Annotated in this window: 26 protein-coding genes; 25 read left to right on the forward strand and 1 reads right to left on the reverse strand. The window is 30.3% G+C overall.

Annotated elements, in window-relative coordinates:
* The first annotated feature begins 63 nt into the window (after positions 1-63).
* Genes HMPREF2852_RS03350 through HMPREF2852_RS03360 form a run of 3 tightly spaced genes read left to right on the forward strand, consistent with a single transcriptional unit; the run spans position 64 to position 4,032 of the window.
* Positions 64-837 (forward strand): ABC transporter ATP-binding protein, encoded by a 774-nt coding sequence (locus HMPREF2852_RS03350; RefSeq protein WP_070605931.1) that lies wholly within the window; start codon positions 64-66, stop codon positions 835-837.
* Positions 815-2,809 carry an ABC transporter permease gene (locus HMPREF2852_RS03355; RefSeq protein WP_261667982.1) on the forward strand — a complete coding sequence of 665 codons (1,995 nt, stop codon included), beginning with the start codon at positions 815-817 and terminating at the stop codon, positions 2,807-2,809. The genes HMPREF2852_RS03350 and HMPREF2852_RS03355 overlap by 23 nt, the downstream gene beginning before the upstream one ends.
* Positions 2,810-2,811: 2 nt before the next feature.
* The gene (locus HMPREF2852_RS03360; protein WP_070605933.1) at positions 2,812-4,032 is read left to right on the forward strand and encodes an erythromycin esterase family protein; all 1,221 of its coding nucleotides are present in this window, start codon (positions 2,812-2,814) and stop codon (positions 4,030-4,032) included.
* A gap of 32 nt (positions 4,033-4,064) precedes the next feature.
* Here the strand turns inward: HMPREF2852_RS03360 and HMPREF2852_RS03365 are convergent, their stop codons facing one another.
* Positions 4,065-5,246 carry an NAD(P)/FAD-dependent oxidoreductase gene (locus tag HMPREF2852_RS03365; RefSeq protein ID WP_070605934.1) on the reverse strand — a complete coding sequence of 394 codons (1,182 nt, stop codon included), beginning with the start codon at positions 5,244-5,246 and terminating at the stop codon, positions 4,065-4,067.
* A 151-nt stretch (positions 5,247-5,397) separates the two neighbouring features.
* Here HMPREF2852_RS03365 and HMPREF2852_RS03370 point away from each other — a divergent pair, with 151 nt between their 5' ends.
* The 22 genes from HMPREF2852_RS03370 (at position 5,398) to HMPREF2852_RS03470 (ending at position 23,247) form a co-directional block, all read left to right on the forward strand.
* Entirely contained in the window at positions 5,398-5,889 is a 492-nt protein-coding gene (locus HMPREF2852_RS03370; protein ID WP_070605935.1) for an AMMECR1 domain-containing protein, read from the forward strand.
* Positions 5,890-5,899: 10 nt separating this feature from the next.
* A complete protein-coding gene (locus HMPREF2852_RS03375; RefSeq protein ID WP_070605936.1) occupies positions 5,900-6,313 on the forward strand; it encodes an EamA family transporter in 414 nt (137 codons plus the stop codon).
* 308 nt (positions 6,314-6,621) lie between these two features.
* A complete protein-coding gene (gene ileS / locus HMPREF2852_RS03380) occupies positions 6,622-9,732 on the forward strand; it encodes an isoleucine--tRNA ligase (RefSeq protein WP_070605937.1) in 3,111 nt (1,036 codons plus the stop codon).
* A gap of 53 nt (positions 9,733-9,785) precedes the next feature.
* Positions 9,786-10,244 (forward strand): 8-oxo-dGTP diphosphatase, encoded by a 459-nt coding sequence (locus tag HMPREF2852_RS03385; protein WP_070605938.1) that lies wholly within the window; start codon positions 9,786-9,788, stop codon positions 10,242-10,244.
* Positions 10,245-10,600: 356 nt separating this feature from the next.
* Positions 10,601-11,695, forward strand: a complete 1,095-nt coding sequence (locus tag HMPREF2852_RS03390) for a DMT family transporter (protein WP_070605939.1) — start codon at positions 10,601-10,603, stop codon at positions 11,693-11,695.
* Positions 11,695-11,958 carry a hypothetical protein gene (locus HMPREF2852_RS03395; protein ID WP_019118683.1) on the forward strand — a complete coding sequence of 88 codons (264 nt, stop codon included), beginning with the start codon at positions 11,695-11,697 and terminating at the stop codon, positions 11,956-11,958. Before HMPREF2852_RS03390 ends, HMPREF2852_RS03395 begins: the two co-directional genes overlap by 1 nt.
* A gap of 8 nt (positions 11,959-11,966) precedes the next feature.
* The gene (locus HMPREF2852_RS03400) at positions 11,967-12,260 is read left to right on the forward strand and encodes a BMC domain-containing protein (RefSeq protein WP_004839425.1); all 294 of its coding nucleotides are present in this window, start codon (positions 11,967-11,969) and stop codon (positions 12,258-12,260) included.
* Positions 12,261-12,268: 8 nt separating this feature from the next.
* Positions 12,269-12,559: a BMC domain-containing protein gene (locus HMPREF2852_RS03405; RefSeq protein WP_004839424.1), complete on the forward strand. Its 291-nt coding sequence runs from the start codon at positions 12,269-12,271 to the stop codon at positions 12,557-12,559.
* Positions 12,560-12,569: 10 nt separating this feature from the next.
* The gene (locus HMPREF2852_RS03410; protein WP_070605940.1) at positions 12,570-14,003 is read left to right on the forward strand and encodes an aldehyde dehydrogenase family protein; all 1,434 of its coding nucleotides are present in this window, start codon (positions 12,570-12,572) and stop codon (positions 14,001-14,003) included.
* Between the two features lie 8 nt (positions 14,004-14,011).
* Positions 14,012-16,561, forward strand: coding sequence for a choline trimethylamine-lyase (cutC, locus tag HMPREF2852_RS03415; protein ID WP_070605941.1), 2,550 nt, complete (start codon positions 14,012-14,014; stop codon positions 16,559-16,561).
* 17 nt (positions 16,562-16,578) lie between these two features.
* The gene (locus HMPREF2852_RS10000; protein ID WP_261667988.1) at positions 16,579-16,851 is read left to right on the forward strand and encodes a 4Fe-4S cluster-binding domain-containing protein; all 273 of its coding nucleotides are present in this window, start codon (positions 16,579-16,581) and stop codon (positions 16,849-16,851) included.
* Entirely contained in the window at positions 16,823-17,542 is a 720-nt protein-coding gene (locus tag HMPREF2852_RS03420) for a glycyl-radical enzyme activating protein (RefSeq protein ID WP_261667990.1), read from the forward strand. The genes HMPREF2852_RS10000 and HMPREF2852_RS03420 overlap by 29 nt, the downstream gene beginning before the upstream one ends.
* An 8-nt stretch (positions 17,543-17,550) precedes the next feature.
* The gene (locus tag HMPREF2852_RS03425) at positions 17,551-17,889 is read left to right on the forward strand and encodes a BMC domain-containing protein (protein ID WP_070605942.1); all 339 of its coding nucleotides are present in this window, start codon (positions 17,551-17,553) and stop codon (positions 17,887-17,889) included.
* Entirely contained in the window at positions 17,886-18,341 is a 456-nt protein-coding gene (locus HMPREF2852_RS03430; RefSeq protein ID WP_004839419.1) for a EutP/PduV family microcompartment system protein, read from the forward strand. Before HMPREF2852_RS03425 ends, HMPREF2852_RS03430 begins: the two co-directional genes overlap by 4 nt.
* Entirely contained in the window at positions 18,329-18,877 is a 549-nt protein-coding gene (locus tag HMPREF2852_RS03435; RefSeq protein WP_004839418.1) for a hypothetical protein, read from the forward strand. The genes HMPREF2852_RS03430 and HMPREF2852_RS03435 overlap by 13 nt, the downstream gene beginning before the upstream one ends.
* 64 nt (positions 18,878-18,941) lie before the next feature.
* Entirely contained in the window at positions 18,942-19,703 is a 762-nt protein-coding gene (gene eutJ / locus HMPREF2852_RS03440) for an ethanolamine utilization protein EutJ (RefSeq protein ID WP_395853340.1), read from the forward strand.
* Between the two features lie 2 nt (positions 19,704-19,705).
* On the forward strand, positions 19,706-19,999 hold the full coding sequence (locus HMPREF2852_RS03445; protein WP_070605944.1) for a BMC domain-containing protein: 294 nt from the start codon (positions 19,706-19,708) through the stop codon (positions 19,997-19,999).
* Positions 19,993-20,262: a EutN/CcmL family microcompartment protein gene (locus tag HMPREF2852_RS03450; RefSeq protein ID WP_004837443.1), complete on the forward strand. Its 270-nt coding sequence runs from the start codon at positions 19,993-19,995 to the stop codon at positions 20,260-20,262. The genes HMPREF2852_RS03445 and HMPREF2852_RS03450 overlap by 7 nt, the downstream gene beginning before the upstream one ends.
* A 9-nt stretch (positions 20,263-20,271) precedes the next feature.
* Positions 20,272-20,559 carry a hypothetical protein gene (locus HMPREF2852_RS03455; protein ID WP_019118673.1) on the forward strand — a complete coding sequence of 96 codons (288 nt, stop codon included), beginning with the start codon at positions 20,272-20,274 and terminating at the stop codon, positions 20,557-20,559.
* A gap of 1 nt (position 20,560) precedes the next feature.
* Complete coding sequence (locus HMPREF2852_RS03460) at positions 20,561-21,205, forward strand: phosphate propanoyltransferase (protein WP_070605945.1); 645 nt, start codon at positions 20,561-20,563, stop codon at positions 21,203-21,205.
* A gap of 138 nt (positions 21,206-21,343) precedes the next feature.
* Positions 21,344-21,625, forward strand: coding sequence for an ethanolamine utilization microcompartment protein EutM (gene eutM / locus HMPREF2852_RS03465; RefSeq protein ID WP_026065049.1), 282 nt, complete (start codon positions 21,344-21,346; stop codon positions 21,623-21,625).
* A gap of 29 nt (positions 21,626-21,654) precedes the next feature.
* On the forward strand, positions 21,655-23,247 hold the full coding sequence (locus HMPREF2852_RS03470; RefSeq protein WP_070605946.1) for an acetaldehyde dehydrogenase (acetylating): 1,593 nt from the start codon (positions 21,655-21,657) through the stop codon (positions 23,245-23,247).
* Positions 23,248-23,284: the final 37 nt, after the last annotated feature.

Raw genomic sequence — 23,284 nt, forward strand, 5'->3', positions numbered from 1 at the left:
ATTGTAAGTTTAGATTAGGGATTTTTTATTTTATTTTTTGTAATATAGACTTAGGAGGATCATATGAATATATTAGAAGTTAAAAATTTAAGAAAAGTTTATAATAGTGAAGATAAAAATACAGAGGTTGTTGCCTTAAAAGATATTAATTTTGAGGTTGAAGAAGGAGAATTTGTTGCCATAATGGGCGAAAGCGGGTCTGGGAAATCTACTCTTTTAAATTTGATTGCAACTTTGGATAAACAAACTTCTGGAGATGTGATTTTATCTGGTGAAAATACAAAAAATAAAAGTGACAAGGAAAGGGCAAAATTTAGGAGGGAAAAATTGGGCTTTGTATACCAAGATTTTTCGCTTTTATCATCTTTAAATAACAGGGACAATATATTTTTGCCTTTGGTTTTAGCAAATGAAAAATACAAAATTATGGAAGAAAAATTAGCTCCTATTGCAAAGGCATTAAAAATTTCTAATCTTTTGGACAAATTTCCCTATCAAATTTCTGGAGGACAAAAACAAAGAGTTGCCGTTGCAAGATCTCTTATTACAAATCCAAAAATTTTACTTGCAGATGAGCCGACAGGAGCCTTGGATTCAAATTCTTCCATGGAGCTTTTAAATATTTTTGAAAAAATAAACAAAAATGGCCAAACAATTTTGATGGTAACTCATTCAACCATGGCTGCTGCAAGAGCATCTAGAGTTTTATTTATAAAGGATGGGAAAATTTTCTATGACCTTTATAAGGGAGATAGGACCAATGACCAAATGTATGAAAAATTGGTCAAATCTCAAATGATGATTTTATCTGGGGGTGAGGGATTTGAACAAGCTTAATTTTAAAATGGCGACAAGGGGAATAAAAAATAATAAATTTTTGTATTTTCCCTACATTTTGGCATCAAGTTTTATGCTTTTTATTTTTAATCTTTTAATAGATTTAAAAAGTGAAAAATTTATTCTAGACTCCAGGGGAAGCGAAATCATAAAAACTCTTTTGGAAATGGGTTCATGGATTGTGGCTATTTTTTCTCTGATTTTTCTTGTCTACATGGCAAAAACCATTGTCAAAAATCGCTACAAGGAATTGGGACTTTTGTATGGACTTGGAATGGACAAAAAATCTTTGAGAAAAATTTTGATTATAGAAAATTTAATTCTTGGAATTTTAGTCTTGATAATTGGAACATTTTTTACAATTCTTTTGGGACCTCTTTTTATAAATTTGGTGGCAAGAATTTTAAAAATTCAAACTCAAATTAAACTTTCTATAAATTTTTCTAAGTTAGCTTTGGGACTTATGATTTTTGCCATAATCTTTATTTTAATAACTTTGATAAGTTTAAATTCAATTAGAAAAACAAATCCGATTGAGCTTTCAAAACTTTCCCAAAAAGGCGAAAGTGAGCCAAAGGCAAATATTATTTCTATGATTTTAGCCATAATTTTAATTGGCTATGGGTATTACACAGCCCTTTCAATTGATGGAGGAATATTTCAAGCTATCCCAAGATTTTTGCCAGCAAGTATAGCAGTAATAATTGGAACATATTTTTTCTTTAGATCTCTTGTAATTTGGATTTTAAAACTTTTTAGAAAAAATAAAAAAATTTATTATAAGGGCACAAATATGACCTTTATCGGAGAACTTATCAAAAGAAGCAAGGAATCTGCCATGGCACTTTCATCAATTACCATTATCTCTTCACTTTTTCTTTTGAGTTTTGTAGTTATGAGTGCCATGTTTGTTGGGAAAAATGATTTATTAGATAGGATTGCTCCAAGTGATTTTTTGATTCAATACCAAGAAAATGATAAGGAAAGTGAAAAATATACAAAAAATTTCCTTGAAAAAAATATAGGAAAAGAAAAAATAAAAAATCTTGGAGAATTTAAAAGGAAAGGTCTTGTAGTTAGTGAAAAATCGCCTGGAAAATTTTCTATACTAGAAGATGATGACTTAAGAAAAACAATAATGGATGATAAAACAAAAATTATATCCATAACAGATATAAAATCTTTTAATATGGCGAACAAGACAAATTTTTCTCTTAAAAAAGATGAGGCAATAGTCTTTGATTCAAAAGCAAAAAAATACGATAAAATTTCAATAGAAAATCAAAATTTGAAAGTAAAAGAAAATGCAAAAAACATTTCCTATGTCTTAATGGATCCTACGACAAGTCTTTTTCACAATATTCTTGTAGTTGTAGATGATATGGATGAATTTTCAAAAAATATATCTGATGGCAAAAATATTAAGACTTTCCCTAGTGTATCGGGAATATATTTTGACTTAAAAGATAAAAGTCAAAAAAATATTGACTACATGGATAAAAATTTGAATGAAAATATATCTGATAATATTTTAGTAAAAAATTCCATAGAAAATAGGATGGAATTTGATAAAATTCATACAGGTGCCTATATAGTAGTAACAATTCTTGCCTTAGTATTTTTAATTTCAACAATTGTAGTAATTTATTACAAACAAGCAGCAGAGGGCCTTGAAGATGGAAGAAATATAAAGATTTTACAAAAAGTGGGAATGAGCAAAAAAGAAATAAAAAATTCAGTCAAAAAACAAAACTATTTTACGTTTTTTGGACCTTTAATAATTTCAATAATCCATATTTTAATCGCATCAAAACTTGCCTTTGGCATGATTCAAATGTTTGCCATGCTTGAGCTTAGAAAATTTATAGAAATAGAGGCGATTTGTATAATAATTTTCTCATTAATTTATATAATGATATTTAGAATAACCCTTCCAATATATTTTGAGATGGGAAAATTAAATAAGGAGTAAAAATGAAAAAAATATTTAAAATTCTTCTATATATAATAATTTCGATTTCAATATTAGGATTTTTGTTTATATTTTTGTGGACAAAAATCCCAGAAATTAAAGCCAAAAAAGAAATTTCAGATTTGAGTAAATATGCTCAAAAAATAGAAGATATAAAAATTGACGACCAAGTAGAAATTATTGGTCTTGGCGAAGCTACACATGGAAACAAAGAATTTCAAGAATTAAAATTAGACCTATTAAAAAAATTAGTAAAAGATGCAAATGTTAGAGCCTTTGCCTTGGAATGTGATTTTTCAGAAGGAATGGAAATAGATTCTTATGTAAAATCGGGAAAATTTCAAAAAAATCCATCAAAAATTTTCTCCTTTCCAATCTATCATACAAATGAGATGAATGATCTAATAAATTGGATAAAAAAATACAACCAAAATCACGACGAAAAAATTTCCTTTTACGGTTTTGATATGCAAAATCCAGAAAAATCTGTAAAACTTGTAAAAGATTTTGTGAAAAAAGAAAATATTGATTTCGATATAAAAAGTCTGGAAATCCTAGAAGAAGATAAAATTTCAATAAAAGATCCAAAAATGAAAGCCTTGGAAGAAAATCTAAAAAAATTAAATGAAAAACTTGAAAAAAATACCAAAGAAAAAAGACTTATAGAAAATATTCTATCAAGTTTTCCATATTATAGAATGGTTGATGATTATGTAAAATCAAGTGAATACAGAGATGAAAAAATGGCAGAAAATGTTTCTTGGATAAAAGATTATGAAAAAAATTCAAGAATAATGATAGCAGGCCACAACGGTCATATTGGAAAAAAAGAAGCACTTTATAAAAATATGGGAGAAAATTTACTGGAAAAATATAAAAAATCATATTTTCCAATAGGAACAGATTTTTATAAAACAAAGGTAAACATAAAAACTATGCAAAAAAATCAAAGGACAATACAAAAATTTATATCAGCAGATCCATTTGCCTATGGGGCGAAAAATTATAACAATTCCTATTATTTAGATTTTTCAAAAGTAAAAGATGGAGATAGTAAAAACCTCTTAGATTCAAAAATAAAAATGGGTTCATTAGGTGAAGGCTACACTTGGGTAATGAAATTTGTACCATACTCATACAGAATAGAAGAATCTCCAAAAGAAATTTTTGATTCCATGATATTTGTATACGAAGCAAATCCGACTGATATTATAGAAAATTAATAAAGCTCTTGGCTTAACCAAGAGCTTTATTTTTACATTCCAAAAATCTCTTTTCCAAGTTTTGTATTTTTTGGATCTTCTTTTTCGAATACTATTTTTTTAACGTCATTTTGGAATTTTATGTCTTTGTAGAGGATGCCTCCTACAAAATCTTCGCCTTTTTTGAATAATTTGTAGACTTTTTCTTCGTCTTCTTTTTTGATTTCTTCGATTCCTTCGCCTGAATTAAATCCTGCTGAAAATAATTTAATATCACCAAGTAAAAGTGATGAGAATGGTTTTGGTGTTTGGTAGGTTTTATTATCACCTGTCATATTGCTTCCTGCAATTTCTCCCATTTCCATTGATGCGGTCCAAAGGCCTATTGTAGCTTTTCCTAATTGCATACAATCTCCTGCTGCATAAACATTATCATCACTTGTTTTTAAATTTTCATTTACAAGGATTCCACGTTCAATTTCAAGTCCAGATTTTTCTGCGACTTCTAGATTATTTCTTACGCCTGTTTGAACCAAAATTGTATTTGCTTCGATTTCTTCTCCATCTTCAAGTTTTATTCCACAAACTTTGCCGTCTTTTTCTAAAATTTCTGCAGTATTTTTTCCTGTAGAAGTTTTAATTCCTGCATCATTTAATTCTTTTTCTAATTTTTTGGAAAGTTCATTATCAAGTTGTTTTCCCAAAATATAGTCAAAAGTTTCAATAACAAGGACTTCACAACCTGTATTTTTTACAGAAAAAGCAGCTTCAAGTCCCAAAAGTCCTCCGCCAATTACTACAACTTTCTTATTTTCCTTGATGTGATTTTTGAAAGAATTCAAATCCTCAACACTTCTAATTGCAAAAACTCCATCAGCGTCAATATTTTTTATTGGTGGCACAAATGGATGAGATCCTGTTGCTATAAGAGCCTTTCCATATTCGATTTCTTCCCCGTTTTTTAAAATTGCCTTTTTATTTTCAAGATCAAGTTTTTCTACTTCACATTCAAGCTTTTCTTCTATATTATTTTTTTCGTACCATTCAGGTTTTTTTACCAAAATTTCATCATCTGTAAAATCTTTTGCAATAAGCTCAGATAATTTTGTTCTCCAATAGGTGTGTTTTGCTGATTTTGAAATTATAATAATAGAAGAATTTTCTTCTTTTTTTCTAATAGTTTCAGCAGCCTTTTGTCCTGCTATTCCATTTCCAACAATTAAATAATCGTACATTTATTCTTCTCCTTTTGTTTATTTATTAACTAATATTTTTTCTCTTCCTATTAGTTTACCCATTTTCAATTAATTTATCTATAAATTGGGTAAATTAATAAGGTAAAAGGAAATAAAAATTATAAAATTAAAATAAAGAAAGAATTTTAAAATGGATGATTATGTAAAACTTGCTTATGATGCAATTGAATATTATTTAGAAAATAAAACTTATTTAAGAGATTTTGACGAAAAATTTAAGGAAAAATCAAACGGTATTAGGGTTGAAGTTAAAATTAGTGGAAGGCTTAAGGGGATTTCTGGATCAATTTTTCCAACTAGGAAAAATTTGGGCCTTGATATAATCCATGAAGCAGTAAACGCAGGATTTTTTGATTTAAAATTTAATCCAATTACAAAAGAAAATTTAAAAGATTTAGAAATAAAAGTTTTTGAATATTTTGATGTAGAAAAACTTAGATTTATTGAAGATTTTAATGATTATGATGGAATAATGCTCTCTTTTATGGAAGAAAATTATTATGTCTATAGAAAAGACTTTGATTCTGATATAGAAATGTTAGAAAAAGCCCTAGAAATTTCTAATGTTGATAGCTGGGATAATTTTTCTATTGATAAATTTAGAATGAAAATACATAAATAAAGGAGATCTTATGCGGCTTTTACTTGCGATTTTTTCATCGATTTTTGCAGCTCTTACTTCAATTTTGGCAAAAATTGGAATAGAAGGGGTAAATTCAAATCTTGCAACTGCAATTAGGACTTTTGTAGTTTTAATAATGAGCTGGGGCATGGTTTTTATCACTTCATCATTTTCTGGAATTTATAATATTAGCAAAAAATCTTGGATTTTTTTAATTTTATCAGGCCTTGCGACTGGACTTAGTTGGCTTTGTTATTATGGAGCCTTAAAATATGGAAATGCTTCAAAAGTTGTTCCGATTGATAAAATGAGTGTGGTTTTAACTTTGATTCTTGCATTTTTATTTTTGGGAGAAGAATTTTCTACAAAATCTATTATTGGATGTATTTTAATTACAGCAGGAACTCTTTTTATGGTTTTATAAATATATATTTTTTTAAATAAAAAGCAATTTGACTTTTTTCTTTAAAAATAGTAAATTAGTCAGTAGATATAGGCAATTAAAAGAAGAGTAGTTTTAAAAAATAATTTACAGAGAGGCCTTTAGGTGAAAGTGGCTATGAATTTTTTATTATGAAGATCATCTTTTAGCTTAATAAATGAAAAAATTAGTTTATTACGTAAGATAGGCGTTAACTTCATACTCAATTTTTGGGTGGACCGTCCCTTCTGGGGGCGTTTTTTTATTATAATTTATTTTAAAAGAAAAAATTAAAAAAAAGAAAGGGAATTATGGCAAGTTTTAAATCATTAGATACAAAAAATACTAAACAAAGAGAACTTGATCTTTCCAAATACTGGGCTGATATAGACCTATTGGATAAGACTTTTACAACAAGAGAAGATGCAGACGAATATATAATTTATGACGGACCTCCAACAGCAAATGGAAAACCAGGAATCCACCACGTTATAGCAAGAACCTTGAAGGATATGACTTCAAGATATAAAAACATGAAAGGCTTTAAGGTTTTAAAAAAAGCTGGATGGGATACACATGGCCTTCCTGTAGAAATTGAAGTTGAAAAAGAATTAGGCTTTACAGAAAAAGATCAAATCGAAGCTTACGGCGTTGAAAAATTCAATCAAAAATGTAAGGATTCAGTTTTTAAATATTCAGATATGTGGAGAGATATGTCAGATAGGATGGCTTTTCTTTATGATATGGATAATCCTTATATAACTTTGGACAATGATTATATTGAAACTGAATGGTGGCTTTTAAACCAAGCTTTCAAAAAAGGATTAATTTATGAAGGCGCAAAAGTTATGCCATATTGTCCAAGATGTGGAACAGGTCTTGCAAGTCACGAAGTTGCTCAAGGCTATCAAATGGATAAGGCCATAACTTTAATTTGTAAATTTAAGAAAAAAGATGCCGAAAATGAATTTTTCCTAGCTTGGACAACAACTCCATGGACTCTTCCATCAAACGTAGCTTTAACTGTTCATCCAGAACTTGACTATGTAAAAGTAAATGATAAAACTGATGGCTGCTATTATTATTTGGCAAAATCTTTGCTTGAAAAAGTTATGGCAGATCATGATTATGAAGTTGTTGAAGAGATGAAGGGAAAAGATCTTGAATATGTTGAATATGAACAATTACTTCCATATGTAAAAGCAGATGGCAAGGCATTTTTCTTAACTTGTGCTGATTATGTTTCAGCAGAAGACGGAACAGGAATTGTTCACACAGCTCCAGCTTTTGGTGAAGACGACTACCAACTTGGAAGAAAATATAATTTGCCATTCGTTCAACCAGTTGACCTTGAAGGATGTTTTACAGAAACTCCTTGGAAGGGCAAATTTATTTTTGATACAAACGAAGAAATTTTCCTACATTTAAGAGATGAAGGAAAAGTTTATAAAAAACAAACAATCGAACACAATTATCCTCACTGTTGGAGATGTAAAACTCCACTTGTTTATTACGCAAAACCATCTTGGTATATAGAAATGAGCAAACTTTCTGAAAAAATGGTTGAAAATAATAACGGAGTTAATTGGTATCCACAAACAATCGGGGACAAAAGATTTGGAAATTGGCTTGAAAATGTAAAAGATTGGGCAATTTCAAGATCAAGATATTGGGGAACACCACTAAATCTTTGGAGATGTGATGATTGTGGTCACGTTGAATCAATCGGTTCAAGAAAAGAATTGGCTGAAAAAGCAAGAGAAGATATAAGTGAAGATATAGAACTTCACAGACCATATGTTGATGACGTAACAATAACTTGTCCGGATTGTGGAAAAGTAATGCACAGGGTTCCAGATGTAATTGACGTTTGGTTTGACTCAGGAGCAATGCCATTTTCACAAGTTCATTATCCATTTGCAAAGGGAGAAGATTTTGAAAATTATTTCCCAGCAGATTTCATTTGTGAAGGGATCGATCAAACAAGAGGATGGTTCTATTCACTCATGGCTATTTCAACAATTATTACAGGAAAAGCACCATACAAAAATGTATTAGTAAATGACTTGGTTGTTGATAAAAATGGACAAAAAATGTCAAAATCAAAAGGAAATACCCTAAATCCATTTGAATTATTTGATAAATATGGGGCAGATGCTGTAAGATTTTATTCTTTATATGTATCTCCTTGTTGGGTTCCAACAAAATTTGACGAAAAAGGTCTGATTGAAGTTAAAAATAATTTCTTTAGGACAATAGAAAATGTTTATAATTTCTTTGTTCTTTATGCAAATACAGATAATATTGGACTTGATGATATCAAAAATTTTGAAAATGTAGAGCTTGAAGAAATCGACAAGTGGTTATATTCAAGATTAAATTCACTATTAAAAGCCTATTATGAACAAATGGAATCTTTCGATTACAACAAGGTAGTTCATTTGGTAAATGATTTTGTTGTAGAAGATTTATCAAATTGGTATATAAGAAGAAATAGAAAGAGATTTTGGAGAGAAGAATTAACAGAATCCAAAAAAGCAGTTTACAAAACATGCTACGATGTTTTGCTAAGTCTTTCAAAAATGACAGCTCCAATAGCTCCATTTATTTCAGAAGAAATCTACAGAAATTTAACAGATGGACTTTCAGTTCACGTTGAAAAACTTGATGAAGTAAATGAAGATTTGATTGATGAAAAATTAGAAGAGAAAATGGATCTTGTAAGAAAAATGGTTACACTTGGTCGTGCATCAAGAGAAAAAGAATCAATCAAGGTTCGTCAACCTCTAGAAAAAATAATTGTAGATGGATCATTTAAAGACACAATCGGTGATTTAACAGGATTAATCAAAGAAGAATTAAACATAAAAGAAGTTGAATTTGCAGACGATCTTTCAGACTTTATGGATTATTATTTAAAACCAAATTTCAGAAAAGTTGGACAAATTTTTGCTAAAAACGTGGGAGCCTTTGGAAAATTCTTGGCTAGCGTTGATGCAAAAGAATTTGTAGAAAAAGTTGAAAATTCTCCACAAGAAATCGAAATAAATGGAGAAAAATACACTGTCGAAAAAGATTATCTTGACGTAAGAATCCAAGCAAAAGAAGGATTTGATGTTGAGATGGACGGAAATGTCTTTGTAGTTTTGGATACAGAAATCACAGAAGCTCTTAAAAAAGAAGGATACGCAAGAGAATTTGTATCAAAAATCCAAAATCTTAGAAAAGAAAATGGATACGAAGTTACAGATAGAATTGATATTTTCTACAGCGCAGATGATGAATTGAAAAATGCTCTTTGTGAATACGAAGAAGAAATCAAAAAAGAAACTTTAGCAGATACAATGGAAGTAAAAGACCTTGATATAGAAGAATTCGAATTAAATGATAAAACTGTAAAAATTGAACTAGAAAGAAAATAAATATAAGAGGAAGTGGGGAAACTTGCTTCCTTTTTTTGTGGATTGGAGTATATATGAAAATTGTACTTATGAATATGGTAAAAATTTATGATGAAAAAAATAATAAGGTTCTAGTTTTAGATAAAAAGAAAAAATATGGCTGGGAAGGCCTTACCTTTCCTGGTGGAAAAGTTGAAAAAAACGAATCTTTTGAAAATTCAGTAATAAGAGAGGCGAAAGAGGAAACAAACTTAGATATAAAAAATCCTAAACTTCTTGGAATAATCACTTGGGCCTTTACAAACGATGATGGAGAATTTCAAAAAGATGTTGGACTTTTATACCAAACAAGTGATTTTTCTGGAAAATTAATTGAAAATAATAGGGAAGGAAAATTGTTTTGGAAAGATTACGACGAATTTAAAAAAATGGATAAGATGAGCGAATCAATGCCAGAAATTTTAAAAATTTATGATGGGAAATACAGGGAAATTTATTGGGACGTGGATAAGGATAGAAAGGATTATTATTAATAAATTTAAAACTTAAAAAATATAAAGACTAATGATAGCAGAATAGGTATGTTCTGCTATTTTTTAGTTATTTATCTAATTGATTTCACAAAAAACATTAAAAAATCAATTTATAAATATATAAGTATTTAAAATATATAAAAAATATAGAAAAAAAATCAAAAAGTTTTACGCTAAGGTTAAGATTAAAGATAATGTAAGAAAAGAAAAATATAAAAATGTGACAAAAGAAAGCTAGAATTCCAATTGGAAACGTTGTTTTTATAAAAAAAGTTGACTTTTACGTTAGGTATATTGTTAATATCTAAACAAGGAAAACATTTATATGTTTTTAAATTAAAGAAGAAGGAGATAGAGTGGTGGAAAAAACAAAAAATTATTCAGATGCTGTTAGTAAAGCTGAATCCACGAAGAAAAAACTTGATAAAAAGTATTTTAGCAAGGGTTTAAATATTGGTATTCAATCTGGTATATATTATGGACTTTACACAGCATTAGTAACTACAGCCACAGTGTATGGAATATGGAAGTTTTGGTATTCAGGTGAAGCTGGACTTTCAGATATTACATTGGCTTTTATTCTTGGAACACTTGCAACAGGAATAAACGATTTAACATCAGCAATCTGGGCTTTAGCAAATTCAATTATCAAGGGGAAATTTGGAGATTTTATAAAGACTTTAAAAACAAAGCCAGGAATGATAATGGTATTTGCAGCTATAGTCGGAGGGCCGATAGCAGGAGTTACATATATTCTTGCTGTTCAAATGGGAGGACCAGTTGTTATACCTATAGCGGGTCTTAATGTAGCTATTGGAGCAATTCTTGGAAGAATAATCTTAAAGCAAGAATTATCAGCAAGAACAATTTTAGGAATTGTTATTTGCTTAGCCTCGTCTCTTTTAATAGGCGCGACAAGTCTTACTGGAGAGGTTAAAGATGGAATGGTTTTAGGAATAATCCTTGCAATCGTGGCAGCATTTGGATGGGGACTTGAAGGAGTTATAGCTGGATTTGGAACTTCAATGATTGATTCGGAAATAGGAATAGCTATTAGGCAAACCACATCATCATTAGCAAATCTATTAATAGTTTTACCAGTTTTTGGAATAATTGAAGGGAGCGGAATACATCTTATTTCTGGTCTTTTCATAAATGCTATTACTGATCCAACAATTTTAATTTTATTTGCTAGTGGATTTTTTACATTTATATCATTTGCCTTTTGGTATAAAGGAAATTCAATGTGCGGAGCAGCTTTAGGTATGGCATGCAATGGAACATATACTTTCTGGGGTCCATTTTTCTGTTGGATTATACTTGGAATAATTTTGAAAAATCCAGGTTATGAAATAGCACCAATAGCATGGTTCGGATCACTTCTTATGGCATTAGGAATATTTATAATGAGTGTAAATCCACTTGATTATTTTAAAAGAGGTAACAAATAATGAGAAGACCATTAAACTATGAAATATTAAAATATTTTACTAATGTGGATAAGGCGTCTGCAAAAGATGTTTATCAAGCGTTAAAAGATGAATTCAAAAACCACAAGGCTTTTACAATGGAAAATATAATAGAAAGTCTTATGACGGCGAAAGAAAATGGATTAATAGATGAGGATTCATATATGCTAATAGATGATGAATTAGTTGTTTATTATAAAGCAAGTGAAGAACAAAAAAATACTATAAATTCTTATATTAAGTAGGTGAAAATATGCAATACGAATCACAAGCAATAGGTCTTATAGAAACTTTGGGTATGTTGCCAGCTATAAAGGCATTAGATGCTATGCTAAAAGCAGCAGATGTAAAGTTTGTATCCTATGAAAACGTAGGATCAACTCTAGTTACTGTAATAGTAAGAGGAGATGTTTCATCATGTATGAGTGCAGTAAAAGCCGGAGTAGCTGAAGGTGAAAAAATTGGAAAAATAACAGCTCATAATGTTATGAAACGACCAGTAACAAATGTAAGTAAAGTAATTTCAGTTCATAAAGTAGAAGATTAGGAGAAAAGATGCAAGCATTAGGAGGCATAGAAACTTTCGGTTTAGTATATGTGCTAGAAGCCGCAGATGCAATGGAAAAAGCAGGTAGTGTAGAAATTATTGGTTACGAAAACGTAGCCAGTGGATATATTTCAATACTTGTAAAAGGAGATGTGTCAGCAGTTGAATCAGCAGTACAAGCAGGAGTTAAGGCAGTAGAAGCTATGGGAGCAGAAGTTTACTCGTCATTAGTAATACCAAGCCCACATCCAGATTTAGAAAAAGTAACCGAAATTTATAATTTAGATAATTTGATTTAAGGGGTGGACTATGAAAGTAATAGATACAGATCTTCTTTCGATTCAACAAGCAAGAATTTTATTAGAACAGGCAGAAAATTCTAGGGAAATTCTTCTTGACATTGACAAAGAAACAAGAAATGAACTATTAAAAAAAATAAAACAATATTACAAAACTAACATAGACCAACTTGCAAAAATGTCTTTTGAAGAAACATCATATGGAAAATATGAGGATGAGATAAAACTTGGAAATTATTATTTAGATAATTTGGATGATGAACTAAATTCCTATCCTCAAATATTTGACATAGTAAATGGAAAAAATTCAAAACAAGTAGCTCTTTCAAAAGGTGTTAGTCTTGTATTTATAGCCCCATACCTATCAACACTTACTAGTTTTCAAGCCATATATTTTGCAATAAGAGCTTTAAATCCTCTTATTGTAGTAAGTGATTTACGATGTGAAAAGACTGTAACAAAAATGGTTGAAGATATTAAGAAAATCTTAAAAGAAAATTTTTATCCAAGAGGTTTTTTAGATATTTTAACCTATAACTCTGACTTAGGAGAAAAAACCTTATATGAAAGTGAAAAAGTTTCATTCATATTGGAAAATCTTCTAAGCGAAAACAAAAGAAAAATCCAAAACGATAAGGCTCAAATTTTTAAAGCGGAAATAGGAAATAACATAGTATTTATCGACAAAGATTGTGATATAGATAAGGCAAGTTGTGAAGTTATAAATTCAAAAACATTTAATAACGGACTTTTGCCAGGAGTAGAGCAATCAATAGTAGTAGAAGAAAATGCTTATGAAAAGGTTGTAGAAAAATTTAAAGAATATGGAGCATTTTTTCTAAGCAAAGACGAACATATAAAACTTGAAAAAATATTATATGATCAAGACCATAATTGCAGAAAGGAACTTATAGGAAGAAGTGCAAGGCAAATCGCCGAAATTGCAGGAATAAAAGTTAATTCAGATACAAAAATTCTAGTGGTTACAAAACCATATGTATCAGAAAAAAGTCCTTATTCAAAAGAAAAATATAATCCTATAGTTTCTTTATATATAGAAAATGATTGGTTGAATGCTTGTGAAAAATGCGTTGAATTAATTTTAAACGACAAAAAAGGTCAAAGCCTTTCAATATATTCTGACGATGCATATGTAATTGAACAATTTATAGAAAAAAAACCTGTAGCAAGAGTTTTGGTGAACTCACCAACTGGTTTAGGTTCAGTAGGAATAGGAACAAACCTTCCCATAAGTTTTAGCCTATCAACAAAAAAAATAGAAGGATGCAATCAAACATCACTAACACCAAACCATTTTATGAAATTTAGAGAAATAGGTATATGTGATAAAAAAGATATAAGCTCCTTTCTAAGCGAAAAAACTGTCAAAAAAGATAAAGATTTATTTGATAAAATATTAAATTCATTAGAAAAAGATTATTAGGAGGAGAAATGGACTTAAGAGAATTTTCTAAGAAATTGGCAATGGCAACAGAGCATATGTCAGATTCAGAAAAAGAAAGTGTACGCAAATTATTTGAAAAAGTGCAAGATCAATTAAATAAAGAAGATAATAAAAATTGTGATTTAAGTGTGGGAATACAAAGTGAAGGAACACAAATTCCTAATGGACCTACTCAAAGACTTATTGATTTAAAGGCAAACTTTTTAAAACAAGTTCCAACTATAACCTTGCATAGGGCAAAAATAGTAACAGAACTAACAAAAGCAAATCCAGGAATGCCAAAGAATGTTCTAAGAGCAAAAGCTTTTAGAAAAAATTGTGAAACAGCACCACTTGTAATTCAAGATAATGAATTAATAGTAGGTTCACCTTGTGGGGCACCAAGAAGCGGAGCATTTTCTCCAGATATTTCTTGGAGATGGTTAAGAGATGAATTAGATACAATTGAAAACAGACCACAAGATCCATTCCAAATTTCAGAAGAAGACAAACAATATTGTAAAGACGTATTGTTCCCATTCTGGGAAGGAAGAAGTCTTGATGAAGTATGTGAAGACCAATACAGAGATGCTGGAGTATGGGAATTATCAGGAGAATCTTTCGTATCAGATTGTTCTTACCATCAAGTAAATGGAGGAGGAGATTCAAATCCAGGATATGATGTGATTCTAATGAAAAAAGGAATGAAAGATATCCAACAAGAAGCAAAAGAACACTTAGAAAAACTTGATTATTCAAATCCGGAAGATATAGATAAAATTTACTTCTACAAATCAGTAATAGAAACAACTGAAGGAGTAATGATATATGCTAAAAGATTAAGTGAATATGCAAAACAATTAGCTCAAAAAGAAACAAATCCAAAAAGAAAAATTGAATTGGAAAAAATAGCAGAAGTAAATGCTCACGTTCCAGCAAATAAACCTAGAACATTTTGGGAAGCGATACAAGCAGTTTGGACAATAGAATCCTTGCTTGTAGTTGAAGAAAACCAGACAGGAATGTCAATAGGAAGAGTTGATCAATATATGTATCCATTCTACAAAAAAGATATTGAAAGTGGAAGAATGAATGATTACCAAGCTTTTGAACTTGCAGGATGTATGCTAATAAAAATGAGCGAGATGATGTGGCTAACAAGTGAAGGTTCATCAAAATTCTTTGCTGGATATCAACCATTCGTTAATATGACAATCGGTGGAATCACAAGAGAAGGTGTCGATGCAACAAATGATTTAACATATCTTTTGATGGATGCAGTAAGACATGTGAAAATATACCAACCATCACTTGCAACAAGAATCCACACAAAATCTCCAGAAAAATATTTAAGAAAAATTGTAGATGTAGTAAGAGCTGGAATGGGCTTCCCTGCTTGCCACTTTGATGATACTCACATAAAGATGATGCTTGCAAAAGGAGTAAGCGTAGAAGATGCTAGAGATTATTGTATGATGGGATGCGTTGAACCACAAAAATCTGGAAGATTATATCAATGGACATCAACTTCATACACACAATGGCCAATAGCAATAGAATTAACATTAAACCACGGTGTTCCACTTTGGTATGGAAAACAAGTTACACCTGATTTAGGAAGTCTCTCAAACTTTGATACTTGGGAAAAATTTGAAAAGGCTGTAAAAGAACAAATTTCATATATAACAAAATTAACAGCAGCAGCAACTACAATATCTCAAATAGTTCACAGAGATATGGCACCTAAGCCTTTAATGTCAATAATGTATGAAGGCTGTATGGAACATGGAAAAGATGTTTCAGCAGGTGGGGCAATGTATAATTTTGGTCCAGGAGTTGTATGGTCAGGACTTGCAACTTATGCAGATAGTATGGCAGCGATCAAAAAATTAGTTTATGACGATAAAAAATATAGCCTAGAACAATTAAATGAAGCATTAAAAGCAGAATTTAAAGGCTATGAACAAATTAAAAGAGATTGCTTAGACGCTCCAAAATATGGTAACGATGATGACTATGCAGATAAGATTTGTAACGATATTATAAACTTTACAGAAAGAGAACACGCAAAATATAGAACACTTTATTCAAGACTTTGCCATGGAACACTTTCAATATCTAACAATACACCATTTGGACAAATGACAGGAGCATCAGCTAACGGTCGTGATGCATGGACACCATTATCAGATGGCATATCACCAACTCAAGGTGCTGATTTCAATGGCCCAACAGCAATTATAAAATCAGTATCAAAAATGGCAAATGATTCAATGAATATGGGCATGGTACACAATTTTAAAATTCAAAAAGGAATTTTAGATTCTATAGAAGGAGAAAATGCTCTTGTAACCTTATTACGTACAGCTTGTATGTATGGAAATGGAGAGATGCAATTTAACTATTTAGATAATGAAACTATGCTAGATGCTCAAGAACATCCAGAAAAACATAGAGATTTAGTAGTTCGTGTTGCTGGATATTCAGCATTCTTTGTAGAATTATGTAAGGATGTTCAAGACGAAATTATAAGCCGTACAATGCTAGAACACTTCTAGAATAGAAAGGAATATAAATGGATGTAGATTCAAAAAAAGAAGGGATTGAAAGAACTGCTAGAATTTTCAATACTCAAAAGTACAACGTCCATGATGGTCCAGGAGTAAGAACTTTAATATTTTTCAAGGGTTGCCCACTTAGATGTAAGTGGTGCTCCAACCCTGAAGGATTAAAAAGTGAATATCAAGTAATGCTTAAAAAAAATGCTTGTATAAATTGTAGTCAATGTGTTAATGTTTGTCCAAAAAAAAATTCATTATATGGAAAATGGAATACACAAAGTTCATAGAGATATAACTTGCATAGGTTGTAGAAGATGTGAGAAAAATTGCCTTCAAAAGGCAATAGAAATTGTAGGTGAAGACAAAACAATAACCGAATTAATGGATACTGTAAAAGAAGATAAAGATTTTTATATGATTAGTGGAGGCGGACTAACAGTAGGCGGAGGAGAATGCAGTGCTCAAGCTGAAAGTTTGAAATCCCTACTTGAAGCAAGTCATATGAGCGGAATTAATACAGCCATAGAAACTTGTGGTTATACTCCAAGAAAATCTTTAGATTTAATAAAAGACCATGTAGATTTATTCTTATTTGATATTAAGCAAATGGATCCTGTAAAACATAAATATTGGACTGGAGTAAATAATGAAAGAATCTTATCCAATCTAAGATATTTACTCGAATGTGGAAAAAAAGTTAGGGTAAGGATGCCAATTTTAAAAGGAGTAAATGATAGCCACGAAGAAATAAAAGCAGTTGTAGATTTTTTAGAAGATTTTAAATGTTTTAAAAATTTCGATGGCATAGATTTACTTCCTTATCATAGGTATGGGGTTGGCAAATATGAACAGCTTGATATGGATTATCCAATGGATTCTGAAATGGAAGGTGAATTTGCCTTGTCCAATGAACAGTTAGATGAAATTCAAAAATGGATTGATGAAAAGAAAATCGAAGTGAATTTAGTAAGGCATTAGGTGATAATATGGAAAATTTACAAAGAATAGTTCAAGAATCAGTACCAGGCAAACAAATAACACTTCTTCATCTTATTTCTTCTCCAGATCCATCAGTAAATGAAAGAATTGGTTTGGATAAGGGAAATGCCATAGGAATTATGACCTTAACTCCAACAGAAAGTTCCATAATAGCAGCTGATGTGGCAGCAAAAGCTGCGAATGTAGAAGTTTGCTTTATTGATAGATTTAATGGATGCGTTCTTTTACAAGGAGATAATGAAAGCGTAAAACAGTCCCTACAAGCAGTTAAAGATACTTTTGAAAGTATGTTAAAATTTACTTCTTGTCCCGTAACAATGTCATGAGTAGAAAGTGGTTAATAGCTGGAAATGATGGAGTGGGAAAGACAAGTCTTGCAAGCTTAATTGAAGAGAAAAATCTTAAATCAAAAAAAAGTTTAGATCTTCAATTTAGAGAAAAAACTATTGAAGTATCAGAAGGATATATAGAAAATCCCTACTTAAATAGTGCTTTGATTATGGTTGGACAAAATCAAGCCTTAGTAAATATTTTTATGATAGATTTACAAAAAGATTGTCATGTTCCACCAAACTTTGCAAAATCATTTACCAGACCAACAATTACAATAATCAATAAGATTGATCTTTATGATGATGTAAAGTTGGAAAAATTAAGGCAAATAGCAAATGCTATTGGAAGTGATTATATATTTGAGATATCACTAAAGACAGGTAAGGGACTAGAAAAATTAAGAAAATATATAAAAGAAACTGAGGAAAAAAGATGCTTTTTATAACAGAAGATAATTTAAGGTACAAATACAAAAAAAGCCCTTTTGACTCATACATCATTGAAAAAGGTAGTAAGCTAACTCCACAAGCTAGACAATTTCTTTTGGATTTTAGGATAGATATAGTTGATAAAACAAAGGCTAAAAACACAAAAAAGAAACAAAATAAGCTTGGGGATAATCCGATTTGCAAAAATTTGGATGAGAAAAAATTAGATGAAGAAGTGAGTTTGATAATTAAAAAAATTGCTTTTGAGCTTAAAGATTTTGACCATGAATTTGCTTCTTATTTAAATGACTTAGCGATAAAAATTTTTAAAAATGAAATTATAGACTTAGAGAAAATGAATTGTAAAGAAAGTGAAGCTATAGATATTTATATGAATATGAATCTTGATAATCCATATCTTAAAAGCTTTATAAGTATAGAAGAAGGTATTGATAAACTTAATAAGATTAAAGAAAAAAATAATGAAGAGTTTATATATAAAATAGCTGCTAAACTTTATATTTGGTTTATAAATATTTGCAAAGGAGGATAAGCTTATCAATTTAGAAAATGTTAATAAAGTCATAAAAGACTTTAAAGAATCAATAAAAAAGCCTATAAAAACAAAAAATAAAAAACTTTACACAGGTATAGATTTAGGAACTGCTTTTATAGTTTTGTGTGTATTTGATGAAGATAAAAAACCAGTTGCAGGGGCATATGAATTTGCTCAAGTTGTTAAAGATGGAATGGTTGTGGATTATATAGGAGCTTGCGATATTGTAAGAAAGTTAAAAAATCAACTAGAAGAAAAACTAGGAGAAGAACTTCTTATAGCAGGATGCGCTATACCACCAGGAACAGAAAATATAGACGGTGGAGCCGTTAAAAATGTAGCAGAGTCAAGTGGTTTTATAGTAGAAAAAGTTTTAGATGAGCCAACAGCTGCAAATAAATTATTAAATCTTGATAATGGAGCTGTAGTAGACATCGGTGGTGGTACAACTGGAATATCAATAGTAAAAGACGAAAAAGTAGTAAAAGTTTTAGATGAAGCCACAGGTGGAACACATTTTTCATTAGTATTATCAGGGGCATATAAAATTGATTTTGATAAAGCAGAAGAATTAAAAAGAGATTTTTCAAAACACAAAGAAATATTTCCTGTTGTAAGACCTGTTATAGATAAAATAATTTCTATAATAGAAAATGCAAGCAAAGATCAAGAAATTGATCAAATTGTTTTAGTAGGTGGTACAGCACTACTAAGTGGAATGGAAGATTATGTTGGTCAAAAGACAAATATAAAAACTTTAAAACCATCAAATCCTATGTTTGTAACGCCAATAGGGATAGCTTTGTCATTAATAGAGGATTAAAAATGGATATTAAACTTATTAAAGCACCAAGCCCAGCCACACTTGATATTGTAAAAAATAGGTCGAAACTAAAAAACGAAACAAATCCTGGAGCTTTAGGGCTTGTCCAAGGAAAATTAATAGAAATGACTGTGGCAAGTGATATAGCCTATAAAACTAGTGGGGTAGAAGTAGTAGATGTTAGAGGATCATGTCCACAAAATATGATTATGCTTGCAATAATAGGAGAGATGGAAGAAGTTAAAGTTGCCCTAAGAAATATTGAAGAAAAAATTAAGGAAAAAGATATATGGTAATCGCAAAACTTATAGGTAATGTATGGGCTACAAGAAAATATGATTCACTAAATGGTCTTAAATTTATGTTAGTAGAAATTTTAGATGGAAGTGAAAAAAATAAAAAAATAGTAGCAGTAGATACAATAGGAGCTGGTAGAGGAGATAGGGTTATTATAACCCAAGGTTCATCTGCAAGAGCAATTCTTGAGGAAAATCAAAATCAAAAAATTCCTGTAGATGCTGTTATAGTTGGAATAATAGATGAGGATTGTGATTTCTAGGAGGTTTTGATGAAAAGACTCATAAGTCAAGAAGAAGTCTTAAAGAAAAAAAATGAAAAAGAAATCTATATCGATGACAACACTATAATCACAGCTGCTGCCAAAGACTTGGCAAAAGATTTTGGCATAGAATTTAAAAAATGTGATTGTAAAGATAAAAAAAATGATATAGAAGAAAAAAAAGAATGTAAAAAATCATCAGCTGTTTTATCAGAAGATCAAATTTACAAGATTCTAAAAAAAGGAATAGAACAAGGCCTATTATCTGAAAATGATATTGAAAGGATAATAGGATAGGATGAATGAATTTAGTCAGTTGCTAGAAAGCTTAGTAGACAATTATAAAAAAAATAAGCAAAAAGTTAATATAGATCTTTATAAGATTCCTGTAGGAATATCAGGAAGACACATTCACTTATCTCAAGAAGATTTAGATACTCTTTTTGGGAAAGGATACAAGCTTACAACAATAAAAAGCCTATCACAACCAGGACAATTTGCATGCAAGGAATGTGTGACAATAGCAGCAAAAAAAGGTTGTATAGAAAAAGTTAGAATAATAGGTCCAGTAAGAAAACAAAGTCAAGTAGAAATACTAAGATCAGATGCCTTTAAACTTGGTATAAAACCAGTACTAAGATTGTCAGGAGATATTAAAGATACTCCAGGAATCACAGTAATAGGACCAGAAGGAACAGTTGTTTTAAAAGAAGGCACAATAGTTGCTCAAAGACACATTCATTTTAATAATCTTCAAGCAAAAGAAAGAGGATTAAAAAATGGAGATATAGTTTCAATAAAAACTAAAGGCGAAAGATCAGCATTACTTGAAAACGTAAGTGTTAGAGTAGGAGATAACGGATATCTTGATTGTCATATAGATCAAGAAGAAGCCAATGCTCTAGGATTAGGTCCTAAAGACTTTATAGAAATTATTATATAAGGGGTTTAGATGACAGAAAAAAAGAAAGAAGTAGCAAAAAAAACAGAAGCTACAAAAAATGAAGAAGTGAAGACAGAAGTAAATAAAAAAACCACAAATAAGATCGTAAAAAAAGCAGAAAAAAAGGAGATAAAAAAAATGGCACAATTAGACGCATTAGGAATGATCGAAACAAAAGGATTAGTAGGAAGTATTGAAGCAGCAGATGCAATGGTAAAAGCAGCTAACGTTACACTTGTAGGAAAAGAACACGTTGGAGGAGGACTTGTAACAGTTTTAGTTAGAGGAGATGTAGGAGCAGTAAAAGCAGCAACAGATGCAGGAGCAGCTGCAGCACAAAGAGTTGGAGAATTAGTATCAGTACACGTAATCCCAAGACCACACACAGAAGTTGAAACAATCTTACCACACAAAGAATAATTAACAAATAAATTAGAAAGAAGGTAAGCATGGCAGAATTAGATTTTGATCTATCTTCAATCCAAGCAGCAAGAGATCTTGCTAGAAAAGGAGCCGAAGCAGAAAAAAAATTAAAAAATTATACATTCGATCAAATTGATAGAATTATAAAAGCTATTGCTGAAGCTGGAGAAATTCACGCAAAAGAATTAGCAGAAATTGCAGTAGAAGAAACAGGCTTTGGAAAGGTAGAAGATAAAATATATAAAAATCACATGGCAAGTGGACTTTTATATGAAGAAATAAAAAATCAACAAACTATAGGCATAGTAGATGCTGACCAAGAAGGTCAAGTTATAACTATAGCAGATCCTGTTGGTTTGGTAATGGGAATTGTTCCATCAACAAATCCAACATCAACAGTTTTATACAATTCAATGATAGCTATAAAATCTAGAAACCCTATAATCTTTAGTCCACATCCAAAAGCTAGTAAATGTACATCAAGGGCAATAGAAATTGTAAATGAAGCAGCTGTAAAAGCAGGGGCACCAGAAAATATTGTACAAGGATTAACAAAACTTTCAATGGATGCAACAAATGAATTAATGCATGCTGATGAAGTTAAATTAATCATAGCAACAGGTGGTCCAGCAATGGTAAAAGCAGCATATTCTGCTGGAAAACCAGCTATAGGAGTTGGAGCAGGAAACTCTCCAGCTTATATAGAAAAAACTGCTGATATTAAAAAGGCTGTTAGAAACATAATGGCATCAAAAACTTTTGATAATGGAACAATTTGTGCATCAGAGCAATCATTAATAGTTGAAAGATCAAATAGACAAGAAGTTGTTTCAGAATTTGAAAAGGCTGGAGCATATTTCATGACAGATGAAGAATGTAAAAAAGTATGCACTTTATTATTTAGAAATGGAACAGCTATGAATCCTAACTTTGTAGGAAGAAGTGCAAAAGTTATAGCAGATGCAGCAGGAATTAGCATACCAAGCGGAACTAAAGTACTTGTAGGAGAACAATATGGAGTTGGAAAAGAATATCCGTTATCATATGAAAAATTAACATCAGTATTAGGATTTTACACAGTAAATGATTGGAAGGAAGCATGCGATCTTTCATTTAAACTTCTAGAAAATGGTATAGGACACACAATGAGCCTACATACAGAAGATAAAGAAATAGCAAGAAAATTTGCTATAAAACCAGCAAGTAGGATCCTTGTAAACACTGGTGGAACAATGGGAGGAACAGGACTTACAACAGGCCTTCCAATAGCTCTAACCTTAGGATGTGGAACAATGGGAGGATCAAGCGTATCAGAAAATGTTGGTCCAAAACACCTTGTAAACTTCAAAAAATTAGTTTATGGAATAAAAGATGCTGATAAACTTGTTGAAGAAGATGAAATATTTAAAAAATATCACGGAAATAATTCTTCATTAAATAACAATTCATTACCAAATTATGGAAACCAAGCAAAATATTTTGAATATTCAACAGGTTGTAATAATTGTAAAACAGAAGAAGAAAAGAAATCTTCAAACTTTAATGAAACAGGTGAGATAAATCTAGAAGAATTAAAAGAAATGGTAGACTCACTAGTAAATGCCTTTAAAGGTGAATAAATAAGTTAATAAAAAAAATAAAAAATATAAAGGAGAG

It is taken from the genome of Anaerococcus sp. HMSC065G05, assembly GCF_001812365.1.
GTDB lineage: Bacteria > Bacillota > Clostridia > Tissierellales > Peptoniphilaceae > Anaerococcus > Anaerococcus vaginalis.

What these genes read in the sequence shown, in the direction of transcription:
- ileS (WP_070605937.1), top strand. Translation starts at nt 6,622, where the DNA reads ATGGCAAGTTTTAAATCATTAGATACAAAAAATACTAAACAAAGAGAA.
- HMPREF2852_RS03455 (WP_019118673.1), top strand. Translation starts at nt 20,272, where the DNA reads ATGAAAAGACTCATAAGTCAAGAAGAAGTCTTAAAGAAAAAAAATGAA.
- HMPREF2852_RS10000 (WP_261667988.1), top strand. Translation starts at nt 16,579, where the DNA reads ATGGATGTAGATTCAAAAAAAGAAGGGATTGAAAGAACTGCTAGAATT.
- HMPREF2852_RS03365 (WP_070605934.1), bottom strand. Translation starts at nt 5,246, where the DNA reads ATGTACGATTATTTAATTGTTGGAAATGGAATAGCAGGACAAAAGGCT.
- HMPREF2852_RS03400 (WP_004839425.1), top strand. Translation starts at nt 11,967, where the DNA reads ATGCAATACGAATCACAAGCAATAGGTCTTATAGAAACTTTGGGTATG.
- HMPREF2852_RS03405 (WP_004839424.1), top strand. Translation starts at nt 12,269, where the DNA reads ATGCAAGCATTAGGAGGCATAGAAACTTTCGGTTTAGTATATGTGCTA.
- HMPREF2852_RS03430 (WP_004839419.1), top strand. Translation starts at nt 17,886, where the DNA reads ATGAGTAGAAAGTGGTTAATAGCTGGAAATGATGGAGTGGGAAAGACA.
- HMPREF2852_RS03395 (WP_019118683.1), top strand. Translation starts at nt 11,695, where the DNA reads ATGAGAAGACCATTAAACTATGAAATATTAAAATATTTTACTAATGTG.
- HMPREF2852_RS03425 (WP_070605942.1), top strand. Translation starts at nt 17,551, where the DNA reads ATGGAAAATTTACAAAGAATAGTTCAAGAATCAGTACCAGGCAAACAA.
- HMPREF2852_RS03385 (WP_070605938.1), top strand. Translation starts at nt 9,786, where the DNA reads ATGAAAATTGTACTTATGAATATGGTAAAAATTTATGATGAAAAAAAT.
- HMPREF2852_RS03370 (WP_070605935.1), top strand. Translation starts at nt 5,398, where the DNA reads ATGGATGATTATGTAAAACTTGCTTATGATGCAATTGAATATTATTTA.
- HMPREF2852_RS03375 (WP_070605936.1), top strand. Translation starts at nt 5,900, where the DNA reads ATGCGGCTTTTACTTGCGATTTTTTCATCGATTTTTGCAGCTCTTACT.
- HMPREF2852_RS03445 (WP_070605944.1), top strand. Translation starts at nt 19,706, where the DNA reads ATGGATATTAAACTTATTAAAGCACCAAGCCCAGCCACACTTGATATT.
- HMPREF2852_RS03470 (WP_070605946.1), top strand. Translation starts at nt 21,655, where the DNA reads ATGGCAGAATTAGATTTTGATCTATCTTCAATCCAAGCAGCAAGAGAT.
- eutM (WP_026065049.1), top strand. Translation starts at nt 21,344, where the DNA reads ATGGCACAATTAGACGCATTAGGAATGATCGAAACAAAAGGATTAGTA.
- HMPREF2852_RS03435 (WP_004839418.1), top strand. Translation starts at nt 18,329, where the DNA reads ATGCTTTTTATAACAGAAGATAATTTAAGGTACAAATACAAAAAAAGC.
- HMPREF2852_RS03420 (WP_261667990.1), top strand. Translation starts at nt 16,823, where the DNA reads ATGGAAAATGGAATACACAAAGTTCATAGAGATATAACTTGCATAGGT.
- HMPREF2852_RS03410 (WP_070605940.1), top strand. Translation starts at nt 12,570, where the DNA reads ATGAAAGTAATAGATACAGATCTTCTTTCGATTCAACAAGCAAGAATT.
- cutC (WP_070605941.1), top strand. Translation starts at nt 14,012, where the DNA reads ATGGACTTAAGAGAATTTTCTAAGAAATTGGCAATGGCAACAGAGCAT.
- HMPREF2852_RS03460 (WP_070605945.1), top strand. Translation starts at nt 20,561, where the DNA reads ATGAATGAATTTAGTCAGTTGCTAGAAAGCTTAGTAGACAATTATAAA.
- HMPREF2852_RS03450 (WP_004837443.1), top strand. Translation starts at nt 19,993, where the DNA reads ATGGTAATCGCAAAACTTATAGGTAATGTATGGGCTACAAGAAAATAT.
- HMPREF2852_RS03360 (WP_070605933.1), top strand. Translation starts at nt 2,812, where the DNA reads ATGAAAAAAATATTTAAAATTCTTCTATATATAATAATTTCGATTTCA.
- HMPREF2852_RS03350 (WP_070605931.1), top strand. Translation starts at nt 64, where the DNA reads ATGAATATATTAGAAGTTAAAAATTTAAGAAAAGTTTATAATAGTGAA.